The organism is Bacteroidota bacterium, assembly GCA_016722565.1.
Taxonomy (GTDB): Bacteria; Bacteroidota; Bacteroidia; order 2-12-FULL-35-15; family 2-12-FULL-35-15; genus 2-12-FULL-35-15.
This window is the reverse complement of record JADKIU010000002.1, coordinates 255,817-273,940: the sequence shown is the minus strand read 5'-3', so window position 1 is coordinate 273,940 and position 18,124 is coordinate 255,817. Positions and strand designations below refer to the sequence as shown.

General features: G+C 37.4%; 16 protein-coding genes, 2 tRNA genes and 1 pseudogene. 11 read left to right on the top strand and 8 right to left on the bottom strand.

What is annotated here, in order from left to right; genetic code table 11:
• Nucleotide 1 precedes the first annotated feature (1 nt).
• Both IPP64_06550 and IPP64_06545 read right to left on the bottom strand, forming a co-directional pair.
• Nucleotides 2–1,033 carry a glycosyltransferase family 2 protein gene (locus IPP64_06550; GenBank protein ID MBL0329067.1) on the bottom strand — a complete coding sequence of 344 codons (1,032 nt, stop codon included), beginning with the start codon at nucleotides 1,031–1,033 and terminating at the stop codon, nucleotides 2–4.
• Between the two features lie 16 nt (nucleotides 1,034–1,049).
• Nucleotides 1,050–2,552 carry a GWxTD domain-containing protein gene (locus IPP64_06545; protein ID MBL0329066.1) on the bottom strand — a complete coding sequence of 501 codons (1,503 nt, stop codon included), beginning with the start codon at nucleotides 2,550–2,552 and terminating at the stop codon, nucleotides 1,050–1,052.
• A gap of 115 nt (nucleotides 2,553–2,667) precedes the next feature.
• On the opposite strand from IPP64_06545, the gene IPP64_06540 reads away from it, so the two are divergent.
• The 5 genes and pseudogenes from IPP64_06540 (at nucleotide 2,668) to IPP64_06520 (ending at nucleotide 5,240) form a co-directional block, all read left to right on the top strand.
• Nucleotides 2,668–2,752, top strand: a tRNA-Ser gene (locus IPP64_06540).
• Nucleotides 2,753–2,808: 56 nt separating this feature from the next.
• Nucleotides 2,809–3,054, top strand: coding sequence for a GIY-YIG nuclease family protein (locus IPP64_06535; protein MBL0329065.1), 246 nt, complete (start codon nucleotides 2,809–2,811; stop codon nucleotides 3,052–3,054).
• A gap of 132 nt (nucleotides 3,055–3,186) precedes the next feature.
• Complete coding sequence (locus tag IPP64_06530) at nucleotides 3,187–3,432, top strand: GIY-YIG nuclease family protein (protein MBL0329064.1); 246 nt, start codon at nucleotides 3,187–3,189, stop codon at nucleotides 3,430–3,432.
• 172 nt (nucleotides 3,433–3,604) lie between these two features.
• Entirely contained in the window at nucleotides 3,605–4,831 is a 1,227-nt protein-coding gene (locus IPP64_06525) for an MFS transporter (GenBank protein MBL0329063.1), read from the top strand.
• 46 nt (nucleotides 4,832–4,877) lie between these two features.
• Nucleotides 4,878–5,240 (top strand): annotated as a pseudogene (locus IPP64_06520) (CoA-binding protein).
• A 64-nt stretch (nucleotides 5,241–5,304) separates the two neighbouring features.
• Here IPP64_06520 and IPP64_06515 read toward each other — a convergent pair.
• The 3 genes from IPP64_06515 to IPP64_06505 all read right to left on the bottom strand — a co-directional run bounded on the left by IPP64_06515 (nucleotide 5,305) and on the right by IPP64_06505 (nucleotide 9,694).
• The gene (locus IPP64_06515; GenBank protein ID MBL0329062.1) at nucleotides 5,305–5,649 is read right to left on the bottom strand and encodes a hypothetical protein; all 345 of its coding nucleotides are present in this window, start codon (nucleotides 5,647–5,649) and stop codon (nucleotides 5,305–5,307) included.
• A gap of 87 nt (nucleotides 5,650–5,736) precedes the next feature.
• Nucleotides 5,737–6,915: an aspartate aminotransferase family protein gene (locus IPP64_06510; GenBank protein ID MBL0329061.1), complete on the bottom strand. Its 1,179-nt coding sequence runs from the start codon at nucleotides 6,913–6,915 to the stop codon at nucleotides 5,737–5,739.
• A 253-nt stretch (nucleotides 6,916–7,168) separates the two neighbouring features.
• Nucleotides 7,169–9,694, bottom strand: a complete 2,526-nt coding sequence (locus IPP64_06505) for a T9SS type A sorting domain-containing protein (GenBank protein ID MBL0329060.1) — start codon at nucleotides 9,692–9,694, stop codon at nucleotides 7,169–7,171.
• A gap of 261 nt (nucleotides 9,695–9,955) precedes the next feature.
• On the opposite strand from IPP64_06505, the gene IPP64_06500 reads away from it, so the two are divergent.
• Nucleotides 9,956–11,308, top strand: a complete 1,353-nt coding sequence (locus IPP64_06500) for a 1-acyl-sn-glycerol-3-phosphate acyltransferase (GenBank protein ID MBL0329059.1) — start codon at nucleotides 9,956–9,958, stop codon at nucleotides 11,306–11,308.
• Nucleotides 11,309–11,473: 165 nt separating this feature from the next.
• Here IPP64_06500 and IPP64_06495 read toward each other — a convergent pair whose 3' ends face one another.
• Nucleotides 11,474–12,418, bottom strand: coding sequence for a DUF4349 domain-containing protein (locus IPP64_06495; protein ID MBL0329058.1), 945 nt, complete (start codon nucleotides 12,416–12,418; stop codon nucleotides 11,474–11,476).
• A gap of 117 nt (nucleotides 12,419–12,535) precedes the next feature.
• On the opposite strand from IPP64_06495, the gene IPP64_06490 reads away from it, so the two are divergent.
• The 3 genes from IPP64_06490 to dacB all read left to right on the top strand — a co-directional run bounded on the left by IPP64_06490 (nucleotide 12,536) and on the right by dacB (nucleotide 14,931).
• On the top strand, nucleotides 12,536–12,964 hold the full coding sequence (locus IPP64_06490; GenBank protein ID MBL0329057.1) for a hotdog fold thioesterase: 429 nt from the start codon (nucleotides 12,536–12,538) through the stop codon (nucleotides 12,962–12,964).
• 75 nt (nucleotides 12,965–13,039) lie between these two features.
• On the top strand, nucleotides 13,040–13,294 hold the full coding sequence (locus tag IPP64_06485) for a 4a-hydroxytetrahydrobiopterin dehydratase (protein ID MBL0329056.1): 255 nt from the start codon (nucleotides 13,040–13,042) through the stop codon (nucleotides 13,292–13,294).
• A gap of 140 nt (nucleotides 13,295–13,434) precedes the next feature.
• On the top strand, nucleotides 13,435–14,931 hold the full coding sequence (gene dacB / locus IPP64_06480; protein MBL0329055.1) for a D-alanyl-D-alanine carboxypeptidase/D-alanyl-D-alanine-endopeptidase: 1,497 nt from the start codon (nucleotides 13,435–13,437) through the stop codon (nucleotides 14,929–14,931).
• Nucleotides 14,932–15,066: 135 nt separating this feature from the next.
• Here dacB and IPP64_06475 read toward each other — a convergent pair whose 3' ends face one another.
• On the bottom strand, nucleotides 15,067–15,858 hold the full coding sequence (locus IPP64_06475; protein ID MBL0329054.1) for a CPBP family intramembrane metalloprotease: 792 nt from the start codon (nucleotides 15,856–15,858) through the stop codon (nucleotides 15,067–15,069).
• On the bottom strand, nucleotides 15,848–16,597 hold the full coding sequence (locus IPP64_06470) for a hypothetical protein (protein ID MBL0329053.1): 750 nt from the start codon (nucleotides 16,595–16,597) through the stop codon (nucleotides 15,848–15,850). Before IPP64_06470 ends, IPP64_06475 begins: the two co-directional genes overlap by 11 nt.
• A 259-nt stretch (nucleotides 16,598–16,856) precedes the next feature.
• On the opposite strand from IPP64_06470, the gene IPP64_06465 reads away from it, so the two are divergent.
• Nucleotides 16,857–16,930: transfer RNA gene (locus IPP64_06465), tRNA-Asp, on the top strand.
• A gap of 225 nt (nucleotides 16,931–17,155) precedes the next feature.
• Nucleotides 17,156–18,067: a hypothetical protein gene (locus tag IPP64_06460; protein MBL0329052.1), complete on the top strand. Its 912-nt coding sequence runs from the start codon at nucleotides 17,156–17,158 to the stop codon at nucleotides 18,065–18,067.
• Nucleotides 18,068–18,124: the final 57 nt, after the last annotated feature.

Sequence of the window (18,124 nt, the reverse complement as noted above, 5' to 3'; positions counted from 1 at the left end):
TTTACAGAAATCTATTTTTTAAATCAATCGCTGTAAAGGTTTTCTTTCCTCTGATGTAATAATCAGCAATGATGCTGTGCAAATACACCGCGGTAGTGGTATAGGTTGTAATATTTTTCTTAAGTGCTTTTCGCTTTCTAAGCGTTGACTTTAATGTAAAATAGAAACTCTTGTGTGCTTTTAATACTGCTACAAAATGAGAAAACTGTCCCGATACTAAAAACTTTACACCTGCTACTCCATCCAAATTCATTCTCCACATCAGTTTCAGAAAAAAATATTGAGGAGGGTGATTTTTGCAAATTAAAATTAAGTTGTTTCTAAAATTCAAATAGGTTTTTTTAGGACTTGTTTTATTTAAGGTGCCACCGCCAACATGATAAACAGTGGAATCCGGACAATACATGACTTTATATCCTAAATTTTTTAATCGCCAACATAAGTCAATTTCTTCCATGTGGGCGAAAAAGTCTTCATCAAATCCATTTACTTTATGATAACATTCCGAGCGCACAAACAAACAAGCACCTGTTGCCCAAAACACTTCACGCACATCATTGTACTGCCCTTTGTCTTCTTCCAGAGTATCTAAAATTCGTCCTCTGCAAAAAGGATAACCGTATTTATCAATAAAGCCTCCGGCAGCTCCGGCATATTCAAACAAAGCTTTGTTTTCATACGATTTTATTTTCGGTTGGCACGCAGCAATAGAAGTATCTGTATCCATCAATTGAATTACTGAATCAATCCAAAGGGGTGAAACTTCCACGTCTGAATTTAGAAGCACATAGTATTCAGCGGTTACTAATTTCAACGCATCATTGTATCCTTTTGCAAACCCGCCATTGTCGGAGTTTTGAATAATACGAACTTGTGGATAAGTGGATTTTAAAAATGTAACAGAATCATCTGTTGAAGCATTATCCGCAACAATAATTTCGGCATTCGTTGCATTGTTAGCCCAAACAGACGGCAAAAATTTTTCTAGAAAACCTTTCCCATTCCAATTTAAAATAACAACAGCAACCTTCATAAATGAGCAAGACTAATTATCGTGGGTTATTAAAACTATCATCCACCTTTTCACCAAAGCGGTCGGGCGTACTTTCCTGATCTAAATCCGGTGCAGCGGTATCTCGTTTGTGAAGAAGTAATCTCCAGCGGGTATTGTAAATTTCACCGCGTGCTTCCGAATGAATCAAGGTGTATTTATTGGTTACCAAATCAGGGTTATAAAAAACAAAGTTTTTGCTGGATTGCTTATTATTAGGATTGGTAAGTGCTTGCGTTTTATCAAACAAAGTATAATATTCCCAAATCTCATAAGGGTATGCACTCGGCTCGGTATCGAACTTTGTTCGTTGGTCGGGCGGACCGTATTGCAAATATACTCTCCCTCTATCCGTATCAAATCCTTTTAAGCCGTAGGTTCCGTATTCCTTATTCACTTTTTGAACTTCTTTATAGTAGTCCAGCCAAGCACTTTCAGGTTGCAAAGCATTTCTTGATTTCCAAAAGTTGTAAAAATATTGTTGCATCAATTCAAGGTCTTTGGCTTTCAACTGATTTTCTGCAAATTGAATTTCAGTAGGATTAGAGATGGGGCGCAAGCACTTAATATAATAGCGCATCGAATCTGCATTTTTATAATAACTCACAAACGTATTGCTGACAGTGATTGTTTTTAAATCGTCAAAGTTTAATGCTGCTAATTTGTTCGTTCGTTGAAAAAAGGACGTTTGTTTGGCTTGAATTTTATTCTCCTTATCTCTCACTTCAACTACTAAATTGTAGTTTCCAGAAGGCAACGACTCGATGTTAAACTCCGACAACAGAATATTTACGCCATTTGCAGATTGTTTCATAAAACCATTAAAGTTGCTCAAGCGTTCTTTACTATCAAAAGATTCAATAAAATAAGAAACAATTAACTTTTCACCGTCACCCAATATCTTTTTAGCATTATACATTTCTGCATAAAACTTCAATCGACTCGTGTTTTCAGGGTAAAAATTAGAAACATAAGGTGTTAAATCATAACCGCTTTTTGTAAGTATTGATGGTGTTGTGGCTTTCACATAAGATTCTAACAATTGGATGGATGAAATTCCTATCATTGCATCCGGGAAATCAACCGTCACCGGCACAATGGCTACAAATGCTTTTTCACCGGGTTTATTTTTATCGGCAATAGATAATTCCATCTCGTAGGTTCCGCTTGCCAATGTATAGCGCTGTTGATCTATAAAATTAGGAAACCCTTTCGTGGTATCTGCAGTTTCCGGACTGTTCAATGAATATTTCTGAGCATTTTTTATCTCTCCATTTTGTTTAAAAGCAACAGAAATATCAACAGCACCTTGATATTTACCATTTGCATTCTTAACAAATTTCAAAGAATGTCCGATGACAGACAGGTAGGTTTCTACAAATGAGCCTTTTGCAGGAGTTGAGAAAACGCCATACGTTAAATAAGCAGTAACATTGGATGCGTTAAGCGTATTTACCATGCACACAATAGGTAAACACAAGATAATCAAGTACTTTTTCATAATCAATCGTTTTTTGTGCATGCGCACATGACGGGGATTCCAACAAAGTTAGTGAATTAAAGTATTTTTTTCATTTTTTTATTCCGGGTTAGAAAAAAATATTACTTTTGCCCCCGGAGAAATGGCAGAGTGGTCGATTGCGGCAGTCTTGAAAACTGTTGACTGTAACAGGTCCGGGGGTTCGAATCCCTCTTTCTCCGCTGAACATTTCAGGTGAAACCCCGCTAATAGCGGGGTTTTTCATTTTTCTAAGCCGATGCACTATTACGTATACATACTTAAAAGTTTAAAGGACAATGGGTATTATTATGGATACACCTCTGATTTACCCAAAAGATTAGAAAGACATAATTCCTTGTTGGTAAAAAGCACAAAAGCCAGAGCACCATTCGTCATTCATTACACTGAGATGTTTAATTCTAAAACAGAGGCTATTAAAAGAGAGAAGTTCTTTAAATCAATTGATGGTTATAATTGGTTGAAAGAAAATAATATTACTTGATTGTGGGAGATTGCGGTCCCATCGGGAAAAACTGTTGACTGTAACAGGTCCGGGGGTTCGAATCCCTCTTTCTCCGCTGAACATTTCAGGTGAAACCCCGCTAATAGCGGGGTTTTTCATTTTTCTAAGCCGATGCACTATTACGTATACATACTTAAAAGTTTAAAGGACAATGGGTATTATTATGGATACACCTCTGATTTACCCAAAAGATTAGAAAGACATAATTCCTTGTTGGTAAAAAGCACAAAAGCCAGAGCACCATTCGTCATTCATTACACTGAGATGTTTAATTCTAAAACAGAGGCTATTAAAAGAGAGAAGTTCTTTAAATCAATTGATGGTTATAATTGGTTGAAAGAAAATAATATTACTTGATTGTGGGAGATTGCGGTCCCATCGGGAAAAACTGTTGACTGTAACAGGTCCGGGGGTTCGAATCCCTCTTTCTCCGCTGAATATTTCAGGTGAAACCCCGCTATTAGCGGGGTTTTTCATTTTTCTGGAATATCCATTTTCTTTCTTATTTTTAGCATCTAAAATTATCTGTATGAGTACTAAATCAGGAAATGCTAATCCATTCAATATTGTGGTAATTGTAGCTGCGTTGGGCTACTTTGTAGATATTTACGACCTTACACTTTTCGGAATTGTGCGTGTCCCTAGCTTAAAAGCAATTGGAATACCGGATGATCAGATGGGAAGTGCAGGTACTTATCTTGTAAATATGCAAATGATAGGCATGTTAATCGGAGGAGTTGTTTGGGGCGTGCTTGGTGATAAAAAAGGACGATTATCCACTTTATTTCTTACCATATTGCTTTATTCACTTGCTAATATTGCTAATGGATTTGTACAAACACTTGATCAATATGCTATTCTACGAATTATTGCAGGCTTCGGACTAGCTGGGGAACTTGGAATAGGAATCACTTTAGTTTCAGAAGTAATGACAAAAGAAACTCGCGCTTGGGGTACAGCTCTTGTTTCTGGAATTGGTATTGCTGGAGCCGTTTTGGCTTTTCTTATTGCCGAATGGGGCTGGAAACAGGCGTATTGGATTGGTGGTGGTTTAGGCTTAGCATTATTAGGCTTACGTGTTTATGTGCACGAATCCGGCATGTTTGATAAAGTAAAAGAGTCGAGCGCAAAACGAGGAAATTTTCTCAGCCTGTTCACAAATGGCAGAAGATTTATCAAATATATTTCCTGTATCCTTGTAGGAATTCCTGTTTGGTTCGTTGTAGGAATTTTAATTTTCTTTTCGAACGAATTTGCTGTTGCTTTAGGTATAGATGGGCCAATCAGTCCAGGGAAATCGATTATGTTCCACTATACGGGTGCTGCAGTTGGAAGTATTATAACAAGTTATATCGGACAAAAATTAAAATCTAGAAAGAAAGCATTATTAATTTCTCTTTCAGGTTTAGGTGGATGTTGTGCCTGGTATTTCCTTTCGAATGGATCATCTACCACTGTTTTTTATTTTATAACATTTGCTCTTGGAGTTGCAATGGGATACTGGGCTGTATTTATTACCGTTGCCTCTGAACAATTTGGCACCAATATACGTTCTACAGTTACCACAACAGTTCCAAATTTTGTGCGAGGAGCAACTGCCTTAATGCTACCATGGTGGAGAGATATGTCCACAACAATGGGAATTTTATACGCAGCTGCAATAATTGCAATGATTGTGATACCCCTTGGAATGGGTGCTACTCTTATGCTTGAAGAAAGTCATGGTAAGAATTTAGATTATGTTGAAGAATACTAAACCCAACTCCTCTCCTTTGAGAAGAAGAGTGATTAAAAAATAAACGATGTCAAAAAAAACGGTTGTTATTGGTGCGAGTACAAATCCAGAACGCTATGGATATAAAGCCACTGTTGCCTTGCAAAAACACAACCATCTGGTTGTTCCTGTTGGAATCAGAGCGGGTGAAATCAATGGCGAACAAATTTTGTTGGGGAAACCGGAAATCACTGATGTAGATACCGTCACATTGTATGTCGGTCCGCAAAATCAACCGGAGTGGATGGACTATGTTGTTGGTTTAAAACCGAAACGTGTTATTTTTAACCCTGGCACCGAAAATCCTGAGTTTGAAAGTTTACTCTAAAAGAACAATATTGAACCCATTGAAGCATGCACCTTGGTGATGCTTTCGATTGGCAACTTCTAATATCAAAAAATCCCCCCGAATATCGGGGGGATTTTTGAAAATTTTAATCACAAACAAACACTCTTTATTTTGCTTCACCGGCCTTTACAACCGGAACAGCTGCTGCTTTTGCCTTTGCTGGCTTCACAGGGTATTTTTTAACATTGGTGGTACGTTTTACCTCTGATGTTGGAGCCGGAGCTGTTTTCGCAGCTTCTTGTGGAACTTGTTTATCAGTGGTTGGAGCAACCTTTATCGGCCGTTCCATTGGAGTAACCTTTACAGGTTCTTTTGTTTGTTTTACCGTTTTAACCGGTTCCTGTGCAGTTGCTGTAAAAGCGAATAATCCGATACATGCAAACAATAAACTTGTCTTTTTACTCATTTTGAACATTCCTGTTAAGGAATTCGTGAATGCTTCGTATTTCATTTTCTTAGTATTTTTTAAGATTTGAATAGGATAACGCAAGGTTAGTGCCAAAATTTTAGATAACAAAGTTAAAGAACGTTAAAGCGACTATTTTATCGATTTGATAATGGTTGCGCAAGCATCTCTTATTTCTTCGGTTGTAATTGTTAAAGGGGGAGCGATTCGCATGGAGTGGGAATTAAATAAAAACCAATCCGTAATCACTCCCTTTGCAATGCATCGGTCGATGATCGATTTGTTTTCCTCATAACTATCAAATTCAACCGATAATAGTAATCCTTTTCCGTTAACTGATTTTATTTTCGGATGTTTTAATAAATCTCTGAATAATTGTTCTTTTTCTTCTACCCCATCAATTAACTTTTCTTCCAACAACACATTCAATGTTGCAATAGCTGCAGCACAAGACACTGGATGTCCACCAAAAGTAGTGATGTGTCCAAGTATCGGATTGTTCGTTAACGAATTCATTATTTCTTTTGAAGAAATAAATGCACCAATTGGCATACCGCCTCCCATACCTTTTGCAATACAAAGAATATCCGGTACAAAATGATAATGCTCAAATGCAAACAATTTTCCGGTGCGGCCAAACCCACATTGTATTTCATCAGCCACCAACAAAGCGCCAACAGATTTGCAATGTGCACTTAATTTTTTCAGAAAATCATTTTGAGGAACAATTGCTCCTGCTTCACCTTGGATGGTTTCCACCACCACACAAGCCGTGCGCTCTGTGATGAGTGAGAACACTGCTGCGTTGTTAAATTCTATCTGACGGGTATCGGGTAATAACGGCCGAAAGGCATTTTTAAACTCTTCGCTTCCCATAATGCTTAAACTGCCGTGCGTACTCCCGTGGTAAGCGTTTTTGAAAGAAATGATCTCTGTTCTTCCCGTAAAACGTTTGGCCAATTTCATGGCTCCTTCAATAGCTTCGCTCCCTGAATTCACAAAATAAATGGAACTTAAGTTAGCAGGAAGGTTCTTTGATAATTCTGTAGCAAGCCTCACTTGTGGATTTTGAATGTATTCACCATACACCATTGTGTGCATGTATTTATCCACCTGCTCTTTGATTGCTTCCACCACTTTCGGATGACGATGTCCAACATTGCTAACAGAAATTCCGGAAATCAAATCGAGGTAACGTTTGCCAGAAGTATCAAATAAATAAACACCTTCAGCCTTTTCAATTTCCAAGGCCAAAGGTGTTTCACTTGTTTGTGCAATATGATTTAAAAATAATTGTCGTTGCGAAAGCATTCAACAAAAATAGGGATTATTTTATGAGATCGCTTCACTTTGTTTGCAATGGCGCCCTGTTATCATCATCATTGCAAGTTTTGGCTTTAAGTAGAAACGGAAACAATTTTTCATGAATAGAAGAATAGTTCTAATAAACCGTCATTGCGAGGAACGAAGCAATCTCAGACAATGATGAAAAGAGAGTGCATTTTACAAGATTGCTTCGTTCCTCGCAATGACGCAATAAATTACATCACCGCTTGCAATAATCCTACTTCGTCAAAACCACTTTTACTTTCTTTTCCCCACATACCACAAAATAAATTCCTGCTTCTAAATGCGATACATCCAGTTGCGTTTCATTTTGTTGCAAGTCTTTTGAATAAACAAGTTGTCCGATACCACTAAATACTTGCACTTGTTCTGCATCCGCGTTTACAATCGTTATCAAACCAGTGGTTGGATTTGGAAAAACCTGCAAACCTGCTTGATCTTTAAAATCAACAACACCAGTTGTTAAATAAATCCCCAATTTCATCCCGTTTCCAAAACTGGTTACCCACATTTCACTTGGAGTATATGGATTAAAGAATACACGTTCCGGTTGTTGAAACGGATAGCTTGTGACCATTGAAAAAGTAGGCAATGCGGAATTAATATTATTTGACATCCACAAACCTTGACCTTCTGTAGTTATAAAAACCTGATTCGCATTGCTCGGATTAAATGTTAGAGAGGTTACTCTATCAATGGTTGTTCCTGTTAATTTTGTCCAACTAGTTCCCCTATTTGTTGTTTTATAAATTCCACCTAAACCGTTTGGTGGTCCGCCCCAACCACTAAACACACATACATACCATGTATTTTGAGTCGCATCATTCGGGTCAACAATAATATCTTTTGTCCAATAATACATTCCTGCATCTGATACATCTGTCCATGAAGTTCCGTTATAAACAAATGTTCCTGAACTTGCTGTAAATACAGATGTTCTTCTACCGGAATAAGTGGCAACTACATTTCCATCGTTCAAAACCACAATACTTGCCGGATGTTTTTCCGTGCGTGGCGGATTCGGAAGAAGTGTCCAAGTAGAGCCTGCCAATAAATTCAAGTTGGTTGTTTTATAAATTCCACCAACACCTGCTCCACCTGCGTAATGTATAACAGAAGCATATGCAATATTCGGATTATTGGGATCCAAGGCAATCCAAAAAACAGGATGATTGAAGATGTGTAGATTTTGCCAGGTCAAACCGTTATTGGTTGAATAAATTATTTTTCCATTCGCATCCGCTGCGTCTAAAATAGCATCTCCTAAACGCGTGCTTTGATACATGTCATGAATATTGGAGCAACCGGCAAATAAAGTTCCTGTAGTAGGATGTTCTACCACACGATAGGTTGAATTAGCAGAATTTCCGGTATAATTAAACGACCATGAATTTCCCGAATCGGTACTTCGTAATCCTCTGATATCTGAAAAACAAGCCCACATATTATTCGCGTCTGCCCAATGTACTTGCCAACAAGTTGTATTTTCAATACCCACACTTTCATAACTCATGTATGGAGGAGTTAATGTATTTACAGGATGTTGACCGCTGGCATTTAAATATGCTTGTTGCCAGTTGGTTCCGCCATTCGATGTTTTATGCACAAAACCAAAATCGCCAAAAATAACAGTATTCGGATTGTTAGGCGCAACAGCTAATCCAAACGGACATTCACCATAGCTCCAGCCTCTATCGCCACCTTGTCCACTCCAACCAGTATTAATATTTAAATTATTTGCAGTATTAAACACATGGCTCCAAGAAGTTCCACCAGTGGTTGTTTTTAAAACAATTGGTTCCGAACTCGTGTTACTTCCTGCAAGATATGCGGTAGTAATGTCGTTGGTTGCCATTCCCACAAACATTGGAAAATCTGTACCGGCTGCAATGCCTGTCATGCGGGGCACCCAGTTGCCTGCACCATAATCAACAGAATAAACCCCTTGCATAAAATCATAATAATCAGAGCCCACCAAACCCACATAAATATCAGCTGCATTGCCGGTGATACAAAAGAAGCGAGTGGTTGCTCCTGCTTTTGCTCCCGCAAACGACCATATTTGTTGTCCTGCAGGAATTCCCGTAATCGTGGCAGTTGTCCAGGTAACACCAGCATTGGTTGAAACCAACACACCATCATTTGTACCAATATAAATATTGCTTCCATCAAAGAATACACCGCCTACTACATTTCCGGACCCTGTTGCTGCAGTATGAATACTTGTAAACGTTGTTCCACCATTGCTCGAAAAAAAGATCTCTCCATAATAGGAAATAATCACCCGATTGGGATTATTAAAATCGGCATCAATCGTAAATGTTTCTTCTGTATTATCGGGGTTGCCCGCTAAAGGCGACCAGGTAGTACCACCATCCGTGCTTTTCATGGGTACAACTTCATTGTTTGCATAGTTGATACTATACAACAATCCGGTGGTTGACGTAAAACATACTTTCGAATTGTGCCCGCCAATTAGTTCCGTAAAATGAACTTGCGTATAGCTTACACCAAAATCGGTGGTATGAAACAACTCGCCCATATCACAGGAAACAAAATACTCGTTGTTATTGGAAGGATTGATTGAAAGCGAAAAGAGTGCTCCTCCTCCTCCAACTCCTCTTGAGATGAATGATGTTGGTTGTGCGTATGAGACACAAGACGCAAGTATCAAGACGCAAGACAAGATTAGTTTAGAAAAATGAGATTTGAGTTTTAGAAAAGAATAGTAGTTTTTACTCATAGTTTTTGTAGTTTTAGTTTAATTCATGAATGCTTCGCATTTCATAGTAGCAGTGTTTTATTGTTGTGAATACCAAACCTATAACATATATAAGTGAAAAGCAATTTTACAGCCTTGATAAATTAGGTTTCGGGATAGAACCACTACAAACAATTCGCATTAAAACACTGACAATCAAAATATTAAAACTTATCAAAGCACTAATACTTAAGGTTTCGGCAAGAATTTATTTTGTTTAACTTGCGGTGATATTCTTCAACCATGCTCTACGCTCTCCTAAAAATATTAATGCGCACAACGGTACGAATTTTCTTCCGTTCAATTACCTTACAAAACAAAAAGCTGATTCCTGAAAAAGGACCTTTATTGGTTTTAGCCAATCACCCTAGTACATTTTTAGACCCTATTGTGATTGCAACCTTGCTGGATCGAAAAGTTTTCTTTTTAGCAAAAGGTGAATTATTTAAATCTCCTTTTGCAAAATGGTTTCTTCCCAAACTCAATATGATACCGGTGTATCGCAAGCAGGACGATCCCTCACAGATGAGTAAAAATCAAGAAACGTTCAAAAAATGTTATGAGCATCTGGAAAAAGGAGGCGCCATTTTAATGTTTCCCGAAGGTATTAGTATAACAGAACGAAAGCTACGACCAATCAAAACCGGTGCTGCGAGAATTGTTATGGGTGCTGAAGCCAACAATAATTTTCAATTGGGCTCCAACATCGTTACTATCGGATTAAATTATGTAAACCCTCACCGCTTCAATAAAGATGTGTTTGTGAATATTGACGAACCCATCAAAGTAGCTGATTACAAAGCAGAATACGAAAAAGACAATTTCAGAGCTGTAGAAATGCTCACCGAAAAAATCAGAATGAAGCTGGAAGGTTTGGTGATTGCAATTGAAGATGATAAAACGGATGAGTTGGTAAAAAATGTAGAAACACTCTACAAATACAAACTTACGAAGGACAGTGGTTTTTCAAAAAATGATCAGGTAGCCGACTTCACTATAACAAAAAATATATTTGAGTCGGTAAAATATTTCTCCGTACATAAACCGGAAATGGTTGAATCCTTGCGATTGCGTATTGACGACTATTTTAGCAAGCTTCATTATTTGGGTATCGAAGACATTGACATTGCCAGAAACATGAAGAACAAAGGCTTTTTCGGGAGCAATATCTTAGCGTTGTTTACCATTGTTGTTGGTTTTCCATTTTATCTTTATGGGTTAATCAATAACTATTTACCATTTCAAATTCCGGCATTGATTGCCGAAAATGCCATCAAATCAAAAGAGTTTCGCGGCCCGATTGCCATGGTAACCGGTATGTTTACATTTATCATCTTCTATACGATTCAGATTTTCCTCGTGAATAAGTATTTCGACAACAACATCATTACCATTGTTTATGCAACTACACTCCCACTGTTTGGAGTATTTACTTATTGGTATTATTATGCGGTCACCAAAATAAAAAACAAATGGTTATTGCTCATGTTGTTTTATAAAAAGAGTGTCTACATTTCGAATCTTATCTCTGAAAGAGAATTGTTGATAGCAGAGTTTGATAAGGCGAAGGAAGAATATCAAAAGGTGACTGGGTAACTAGGTGACTAGGTGACTGGGTGACTAGGTGACTAGGTGACTGGGTGACTAGGTGACTAGGTTTTAACATAACGTCAGTTCGAAGAACGAAGCAATCACCTGCGTAATGTTCCTTTGCAGGTGATTGCTTCGTTCCTTGAAATGACAGACTCAAATAGAAGCCGTTTACTTCTTCAACTTCTTCTTGATGAACTTCACAACAAAATAGGTGGTTAATCCCAGAATTAACCATAACGGCCAAACGTAAACCAATCCGATTACAAAGGATAGAAAACCTTTCCAACCGTTTCCAAATGCTTTCCCCATTCTACCAAAAAAGCCCGGTTCATCTTGTGGTGTGTATTCAAAACTTTGTGTAAAATTTAAGTTGATGGTACTAAAAGCAACTTGGTCGTTCAACAATTTTAACTGACCTTCTTTCGCCTCAATCTCTTCACGAATTCCTCTTAAATGTTCTTCTACTTCTAAGATATCCGTTACTTTCACTGCTTTTTGCAACAATTCTAAATAACGCTTTTCAACTTCTTTCTTTGTTTTTAAACGAGCAGTAATATCAACAAACTCAGCCGTTACATCTTCCATGTATACATTTTTTGAATTCACATGACTAGCAACACCAGCAAGGTTGGAGACCATGGCATCAAAATCTTTGTTTGCCACACGAATGGTCATCGCGTTGGAAATACTATACGTAGAATTTTGTTCATTCTCTCCACTGATATAGCCATTCCCTGTTTTTACAATTTTATCGATGGCTGCACGAGCAACTTTATAATCCTCAACAGAAATGTCGACATCAGCTGTTTTTTTGATTTTCTCAGCCATCTTAATTGGAGCTGAGGCAACGGTAGTTGTGGATGTTAAGCCGGAAGCATTTGCAGAACCCGCTTCAGATTTATCATATTCTTCTGAAGTAACTGGAGGTGTAAACTTAACTGTTTCAACCACTCCAGGAGGTGGTGGAGGCGGTGGTGGTGGTGCCGATTCGGCCATTGAGGATTCGAAACCTCCGTTTAGTATTGCTTCCGCATCAAAGTTGGAACCGCGTCCTCCGCAAGATGGTAAGATCAATAAGGAGACAAATGCTGCTAAAATTAGTTTTGGGGTCATGGCTGATTTTTTTTAGGTACAACGAATATAGTTTTAAAAAATTACATCTCTTAGGTGCAAAAGATAAACGGATTCCATAAATAAATTCTTCCTAACTTTATCTAAATTATAATTACGATGAGCATTTGGTTTAAACCCTATACGATTGCTGATATAGCATGGATGGAAAAAGGCACAATGGCAGAAGCTATTGGAATAGAGATTACTGAGATTACGGAAGACTCCATAAAAGGGCGTATGCCAATTGATCACCGTACCGTTCAACCAATGAAAATCTTACACGGTGGAGCATCTGTTGCTTTGGCTGAAACATTGGGAAGCATCGGTTCCAATCTGATTGTAGACAACAGTAAATACTTTTGTGTGGGTTTGGATATTAATGCCAACCATTTACGTCCAGGCACCAATGGTTTTGTTTATGCGGAAGCAAAACCCATTCATATTGGAAAAAAAACACATGTTTGGGCAATTGAAATTAAAGATGAAAAAGAGAAGTTGATATGTGTAAGCCGATTGACGATGGCGGTGGTGCAGATTGGGACATAAAGTGACTAGGTGACTAGGTGACTAAGTGACTAGGTGATGATGTGCTAAAGTAAAATATATTTAAAAACTAACATTATGTGGAACGAAGAAAACAATACACTAACAAGAACATTTGGATTCAAAAACTTTGTGGATGCTTTTGGTTTTATGACGAAAGTAGCTTTTGAGGCAGAGAAAATGAACCATCATCCAAACTGGAGCAACGTGTATAATAAAGTAACCATCTCTTTAAACACACACGATGAAGGTAATACCGTTACCGATAAAGATTATAAATTGGCTAAAAAGATTGATGCCCTTTTTGATGGTGGTTCTAAGTTTGATAGATAAAAACGTTAAGAAAATTTAAATACACTATTTAGAACGTCATTGCGAGTAAGCTTTTCTCGAACGTGGCAATCTCAAGAAAGCTCAAATGAGATTGCTTCGTCATTCTTCCTCGCTATGACGCTTCGCAACAAACATTTATAATGAAGTACTTTTATTTACTTTTATTCATTTTCCTTTCAGGCTTCTCCTTTGCACAAAAATCAAAGCTGACTGCTGAAATAGAAACGCTCAAAAGAGACAAAGCATTACAACATGCTACTTGGAGCATTTGTGTGATGAACACAAAGAAAGACTCCGCCATTGTTGAATACAATTCACATTTAAGTCTAGTACCTGCCAGTACCCTCAAAATTGTAACCACTGCAGCTGCACTTTCTATCCTTGGCAGTGATTTTAAATTTGAAACAAAAATTCAATATGACGGTACACTTGATACTGTTTCCGGAACCTTAAAAGGCAACCTTTATATTCTTGGCGGTGGCGATCCAACATTGGAATCTGAATTTTTTAAAGATAAAAAAGACAGCACTACCATCGTTCAAAAATGGGCGGCTCTGCTAAAAGCAAAAGGCATTAAAAGTATTGAAGGTGCAATTGTTGGTGATGCCAGTATCTTTGAAGATAACATGACACCCACTCAATGGATTTGGGGTGACATGGGTAACTATTTCGGAGCAGGCGCTTGCGGATTAACCTATCACGATAATAAATACACCGCAAAATTTAAATCAGGTGCAGCTGGATCTGAAACCCTCATTACGTCTGTAGAACCTACAATCGACAATATGGTTTTGGTAAATCGTGTTACCTCGGGCGGGAGTGACGACAATGCGTTTATTTTTGGTTCGTCCTATTCCAATTACAGAACGGTTCAAGGTACCATTCCAGCCAACAAAACAAATTATGAAGTGGATGGTTCGATTCCGGATCCTGCTTTATTTTGCGCACGTCAATTGGAAATTGCATTGCGCAAAGCAGGAATTAAAATTTCAAAACCTACTACTACCATCCGAGCAGAAAAGGACAGCGATTTAACAGAAAAAAAAGTAGATGGTTTTAAAACCGTTGAGTATGATGCAAAAAAGCGAACCACACTTTTCAGCACCTTCTCTCCTACTCTTGAAAAAATTGTTTACTGGACCAATCTAAAAAGTTTGAATTTATATGCCGAACATTTATTAAAATACATCTGCTACAAAAAAACAGGCTTCGGAAGAGAATCAGAAGGGACCATGATTATCACCAATTTCTGGAAAGCAAAAGGTGTGGATGTAAGTGGATTTTTCATGAATGATGGCTGTGGATTAGCGAGAGCAAATGCAATCACCACCAAAACAGAAACACAAATTTTGCGGTTGATGGCTACCGATAAGAACTTTACTTCTTTTTATAATTCATTACCTATTGCCGGAAAATCGGGTTCTATGAGTAGTTTATGCCAAGGTACCTTTTGCGAAAACAACATGCGCGCTAAAACCGGTTACATTACGCGTGCCAGAGGTTACACCGGTTATGTAAAGAACAAAAATGGGGAGATGCTTTGTTTTTCGTTAATAGCAAATAATTACGACTGTACTCCTACTGAAATGAAATTGAAATTGGAGAAGCTGCTGATTGCTATTGCGGAGGTTGAGTAAAATCCTTACTGCAATGTTTTTTGTTTGTCATTTCGACCATAGTGGAGAAATCTTTCCCGATGGAAACTAGAATTAAAATTGTGCAAGATTCCTCCACTATGGTCGGAATGACAAGTGCACACCATCCACATTACATCACAAAAGACCCTTCTGCCAAAGCGCACATACATCCATCGTTATTGCAACGCTATAATGAATCGCAACACCCAACCAAATGCTTCTGCTCTTTAAACTCAATGTTCCAAGTACCACTCCGGCAATAATTGCAGCAATGGTTTCGGGAAATGGCTTTCCAAAATGAATCATACAATACGGAATCGTCATCACAAAAACAGAGTAAAATCCAAAACGTTGTTTTGTTCCATGCACCATAAAGCCACGGAAGAAAAACTCCAAGGCAAAAAACTGAATAAAGTAAACGATTTCCCAGATAATTAAATTCGGATATACCGATTCTCCGGGTTGAAGATTATAAAAGGGATAACGCGCCTGAAAGCTTTCGGTGCGGGAGAAAAACAAGACCAATGGAATCATCACCAGTAGCATGATGAGATAAATTTTATTGTCTTTGAATGCACCTTTAAAACTCAAACCATATTCAGCAAAGCTTTCTTTAAACGCAAATTTGATCAACAGAAAAGGTGGCACCACATAAAAGAAAATAACATTGGATGCCCAATACACCAATCGATACAACTCAGCGTTGGGATTGATGGTTGTTAAATTTTCGAACGAATTGGCGAGTGAATCGGAACCGACATTCTTTAAAAAGGTGACCAAAAACTTGGGATCGCCCAAGTATTTAATCATGGAAAGTGAAAAAGCAACAGTAATGCAAATCAGCATTACTTTGTAATCGGGCTTGGAATCTTTCTTGATTGCTTTTTCAGCCGAATGAAAAGCGGTTGAAAATAAATTAGAAATCAAAGTTCAGCGTATCAATCCAACCTCTGTATAAATCCGTCAAATAGATAAGGGTTTGAGAGCCTGTATATCCAATTTTCCCTGCTTTTTCAAGCAATTGTTGTTCGCTTGTAAATTGTAAAAATTCGCGGGTACGTAAGTCAAACAAGATGTATTCGATTTCGCCACGCCCTTCTTTTAATAATTGAGTATCACCGGCATTGTCGACTTTTGCAATTGCAAAATTTTCATCAAATGCCATTGTAGAAATATTTTTCAGGTAAACCGTATCGTTCACATCACTGATGATTTCACCAGTAAATTCATTGGGTGAATAGCGGATAGACAAAGGATATAAAAACGGAACAATAATTTTGCCGTCTGCTTGCTTTTCAGCAACTTTATTTTCGTAAAAATCAGCAGGCACTTTTCCTTCGTAAGCTGGGTTGGTGTATTTAATAAGGCTATCTAAAAAGTAAGCACGTTCTTGTTTGCTGTATGCATCATTGTCGGAGTCCACAGTTAAACCGTCATTTTTATGTTCTTCCAACCATTCCACACCGGTTTTCACTTTTTCACCCACTTTGCGGATAAGGCTAAAGATGGATAATATTAAGATGGTTAAAGCCAAAACAAAACCGGCACCCCAAGCACCTGCGTTTTTGTTTTTACCTGTTGCCAATGAAATAATAGTAAATATAACGGTTACAAGCGTAGCTATACCGCCAATTACAAGTCCGATGATTAATAGTGTGATGTTCATTCTTTTATAATTTTCACCAAAAATACATCATTATTTCCATTTTGAAACGTAGTGGTTATCAGTAATGACTCGAATAAAAAGAAAAGAGTTTCACTATAAAGAGGGAAAAAAGCCGTTAAAAGGTTAAAATAAACCTTTGATTATCAAGGGAGCTGAGGAAATTTGCCATTTTTTGAAGTATTTCTTTGGTTGAATGAAAAATTCAGCTATTTTTGCAGTCCAATTCTGAGGAATATCGTTCAGAATTGTACTATTTTGAGGTTTGGTAGTTCAGCTGGTTAGAATGCCTGCCTGTCACGCAGGAGGTCGCGGGTTCGAGTCCCGTCCAGACCGCTCAAAATGCAATAAGAATCCCGTTATCATTACGATAGCGGGATTTTTTGTTTCTTCCGTGGACGGTTTGGTGGACGGTTTCCTAAAGAAGCTGATTTTATTGACCTACAGAAAACAAATCCTTCTATATTTCTATTGATTATCTCTCAAATACCCTGTTAATAAGTTTTTACAGCTACAACCAGAATTGGGAGAATTCAATCGAATTGTCTTATTTTTGATATAATGAAACAAGACGCCTGGGATTTACTTCAACATGTTTTTAGAAATAGTTTCGAGCACACCGATTTCAATGGTGAGTACATAGATTTTTCAGACATCAATCAGGAAAATCGTGTTTATTTATATGGCAAATGGGTGGAAGGAATTATCATTGAATTTGAAAAGGAATTGGAATTGAATTTTTTAGAATTCAAACGAGATAAAATTGCCTCCATTTATTTATTAGACAGAATACATAAGATTGATGAGCAAATGGAGCAAAACTCTTATGATATCAAATTGAGGTCTGAGCAAAAAAAATCAACAAACGCCATCAGTAATACTAAAAATGAGTTAATTATAAGATTACTATCAGCTCAGAACAATGTGCTTTTTGGTTTTATGTTTTCGGCAAAAGCGAACCGACTATACAAAGAGGTGCTAAAGTCTGAAAGCATTGCTTTTGAAAGCACTTTAGAAGAAAAAATAAAATCAGGAAAAGCAGCAACAACTACTACGGCATTCAATTTTTCAGGAGACGCAAGTAAATTCAAGAAATTATATAAAACCTTAAATGGCAATTTTATTTCTGGCTCCTACGAAAGTTTTGAGGATATATTTAAAGGGATTAGTGCTCGTGTTATAAAAGAATCAATAAAATGGATTGATCTTCCTCCTAAAAAAAACGCATCCACTAATGCATCTACATTATTTGATTTTCTTTATCTCTTAAAATCAAATGATCTACTTCCTAAAAGTGATTTTAATTATACTGGAAAAAACACCAACAATCTATACCGTAAAATGGAAGTCTGCTTTTCTGATTCAAAGGGAAACCCAATTCCTAACCTTAGAACAAAGACTAAATTTAAATATGAAGGCAAGACCAAACGTTCTAAGGAATTAAAATCAATTATTGAACAAATCTTCCAATAGCCTTCCCATAAAGCTTTTTGGAAACCCTTACGCAAAACATTTTTAGAAGTATGTTTA

What these genes read in the sequence shown, in the direction of transcription:
- dacB (MBL0329055.1), top strand. Translation starts at nt 13,435, where the DNA reads ATGAAGTACTTTTATTTACTTTTATTCATTTTCCTTTCAGGCTTCTCC.
- IPP64_06510 (MBL0329061.1), bottom strand. Translation starts at nt 6,915, where the DNA reads ATGCTTTCGCAACGACAATTATTTTTAAATCATATTGCACAAACAAGT.
- IPP64_06490 (MBL0329057.1), top strand. Translation starts at nt 12,536, where the DNA reads ATGAGCATTTGGTTTAAACCCTATACGATTGCTGATATAGCATGGATG.
- IPP64_06530 (MBL0329064.1), top strand. Translation starts at nt 3,187, where the DNA reads ATGCACTATTACGTATACATACTTAAAAGTTTAAAGGACAATGGGTAT.
- IPP64_06500 (MBL0329059.1), top strand. Translation starts at nt 9,956, where the DNA reads ATGCTCTACGCTCTCCTAAAAATATTAATGCGCACAACGGTACGAATT.
- IPP64_06535 (MBL0329065.1), top strand. Translation starts at nt 2,809, where the DNA reads ATGCACTATTACGTATACATACTTAAAAGTTTAAAGGACAATGGGTAT.
- IPP64_06525 (MBL0329063.1), top strand. Translation starts at nt 3,605, where the DNA reads ATGAGTACTAAATCAGGAAATGCTAATCCATTCAATATTGTGGTAATT.
- IPP64_06485 (MBL0329056.1), top strand. Translation starts at nt 13,040, where the DNA reads ATGTGGAACGAAGAAAACAATACACTAACAAGAACATTTGGATTCAAA.
- IPP64_06495 (MBL0329058.1), bottom strand. Translation starts at nt 12,418, where the DNA reads ATGACCCCAAAACTAATTTTAGCAGCATTTGTCTCCTTATTGATCTTA.
- IPP64_06515 (MBL0329062.1), bottom strand. Translation starts at nt 5,649, where the DNA reads ATGAAATACGAAGCATTCACGAATTCCTTAACAGGAATGTTCAAAATG.
- IPP64_06470 (MBL0329053.1), bottom strand. Translation starts at nt 16,597, where the DNA reads ATGAACATCACACTATTAATCATCGGACTTGTAATTGGCGGTATAGCT.
- IPP64_06550 (MBL0329067.1), bottom strand. Translation starts at nt 1,033, where the DNA reads ATGAAGGTTGCTGTTGTTATTTTAAATTGGAATGGGAAAGGTTTTCTA.
- IPP64_06460 (MBL0329052.1), top strand. Translation starts at nt 17,156, where the DNA reads ATGAAACAAGACGCCTGGGATTTACTTCAACATGTTTTTAGAAATAGT.
- IPP64_06545 (MBL0329066.1), bottom strand. Translation starts at nt 2,552, where the DNA reads ATGAAAAAGTACTTGATTATCTTGTGTTTACCTATTGTGTGCATGGTA.
- IPP64_06505 (MBL0329060.1), bottom strand. Translation starts at nt 9,694, where the DNA reads ATGAGTAAAAACTACTATTCTTTTCTAAAACTCAAATCTCATTTTTCT.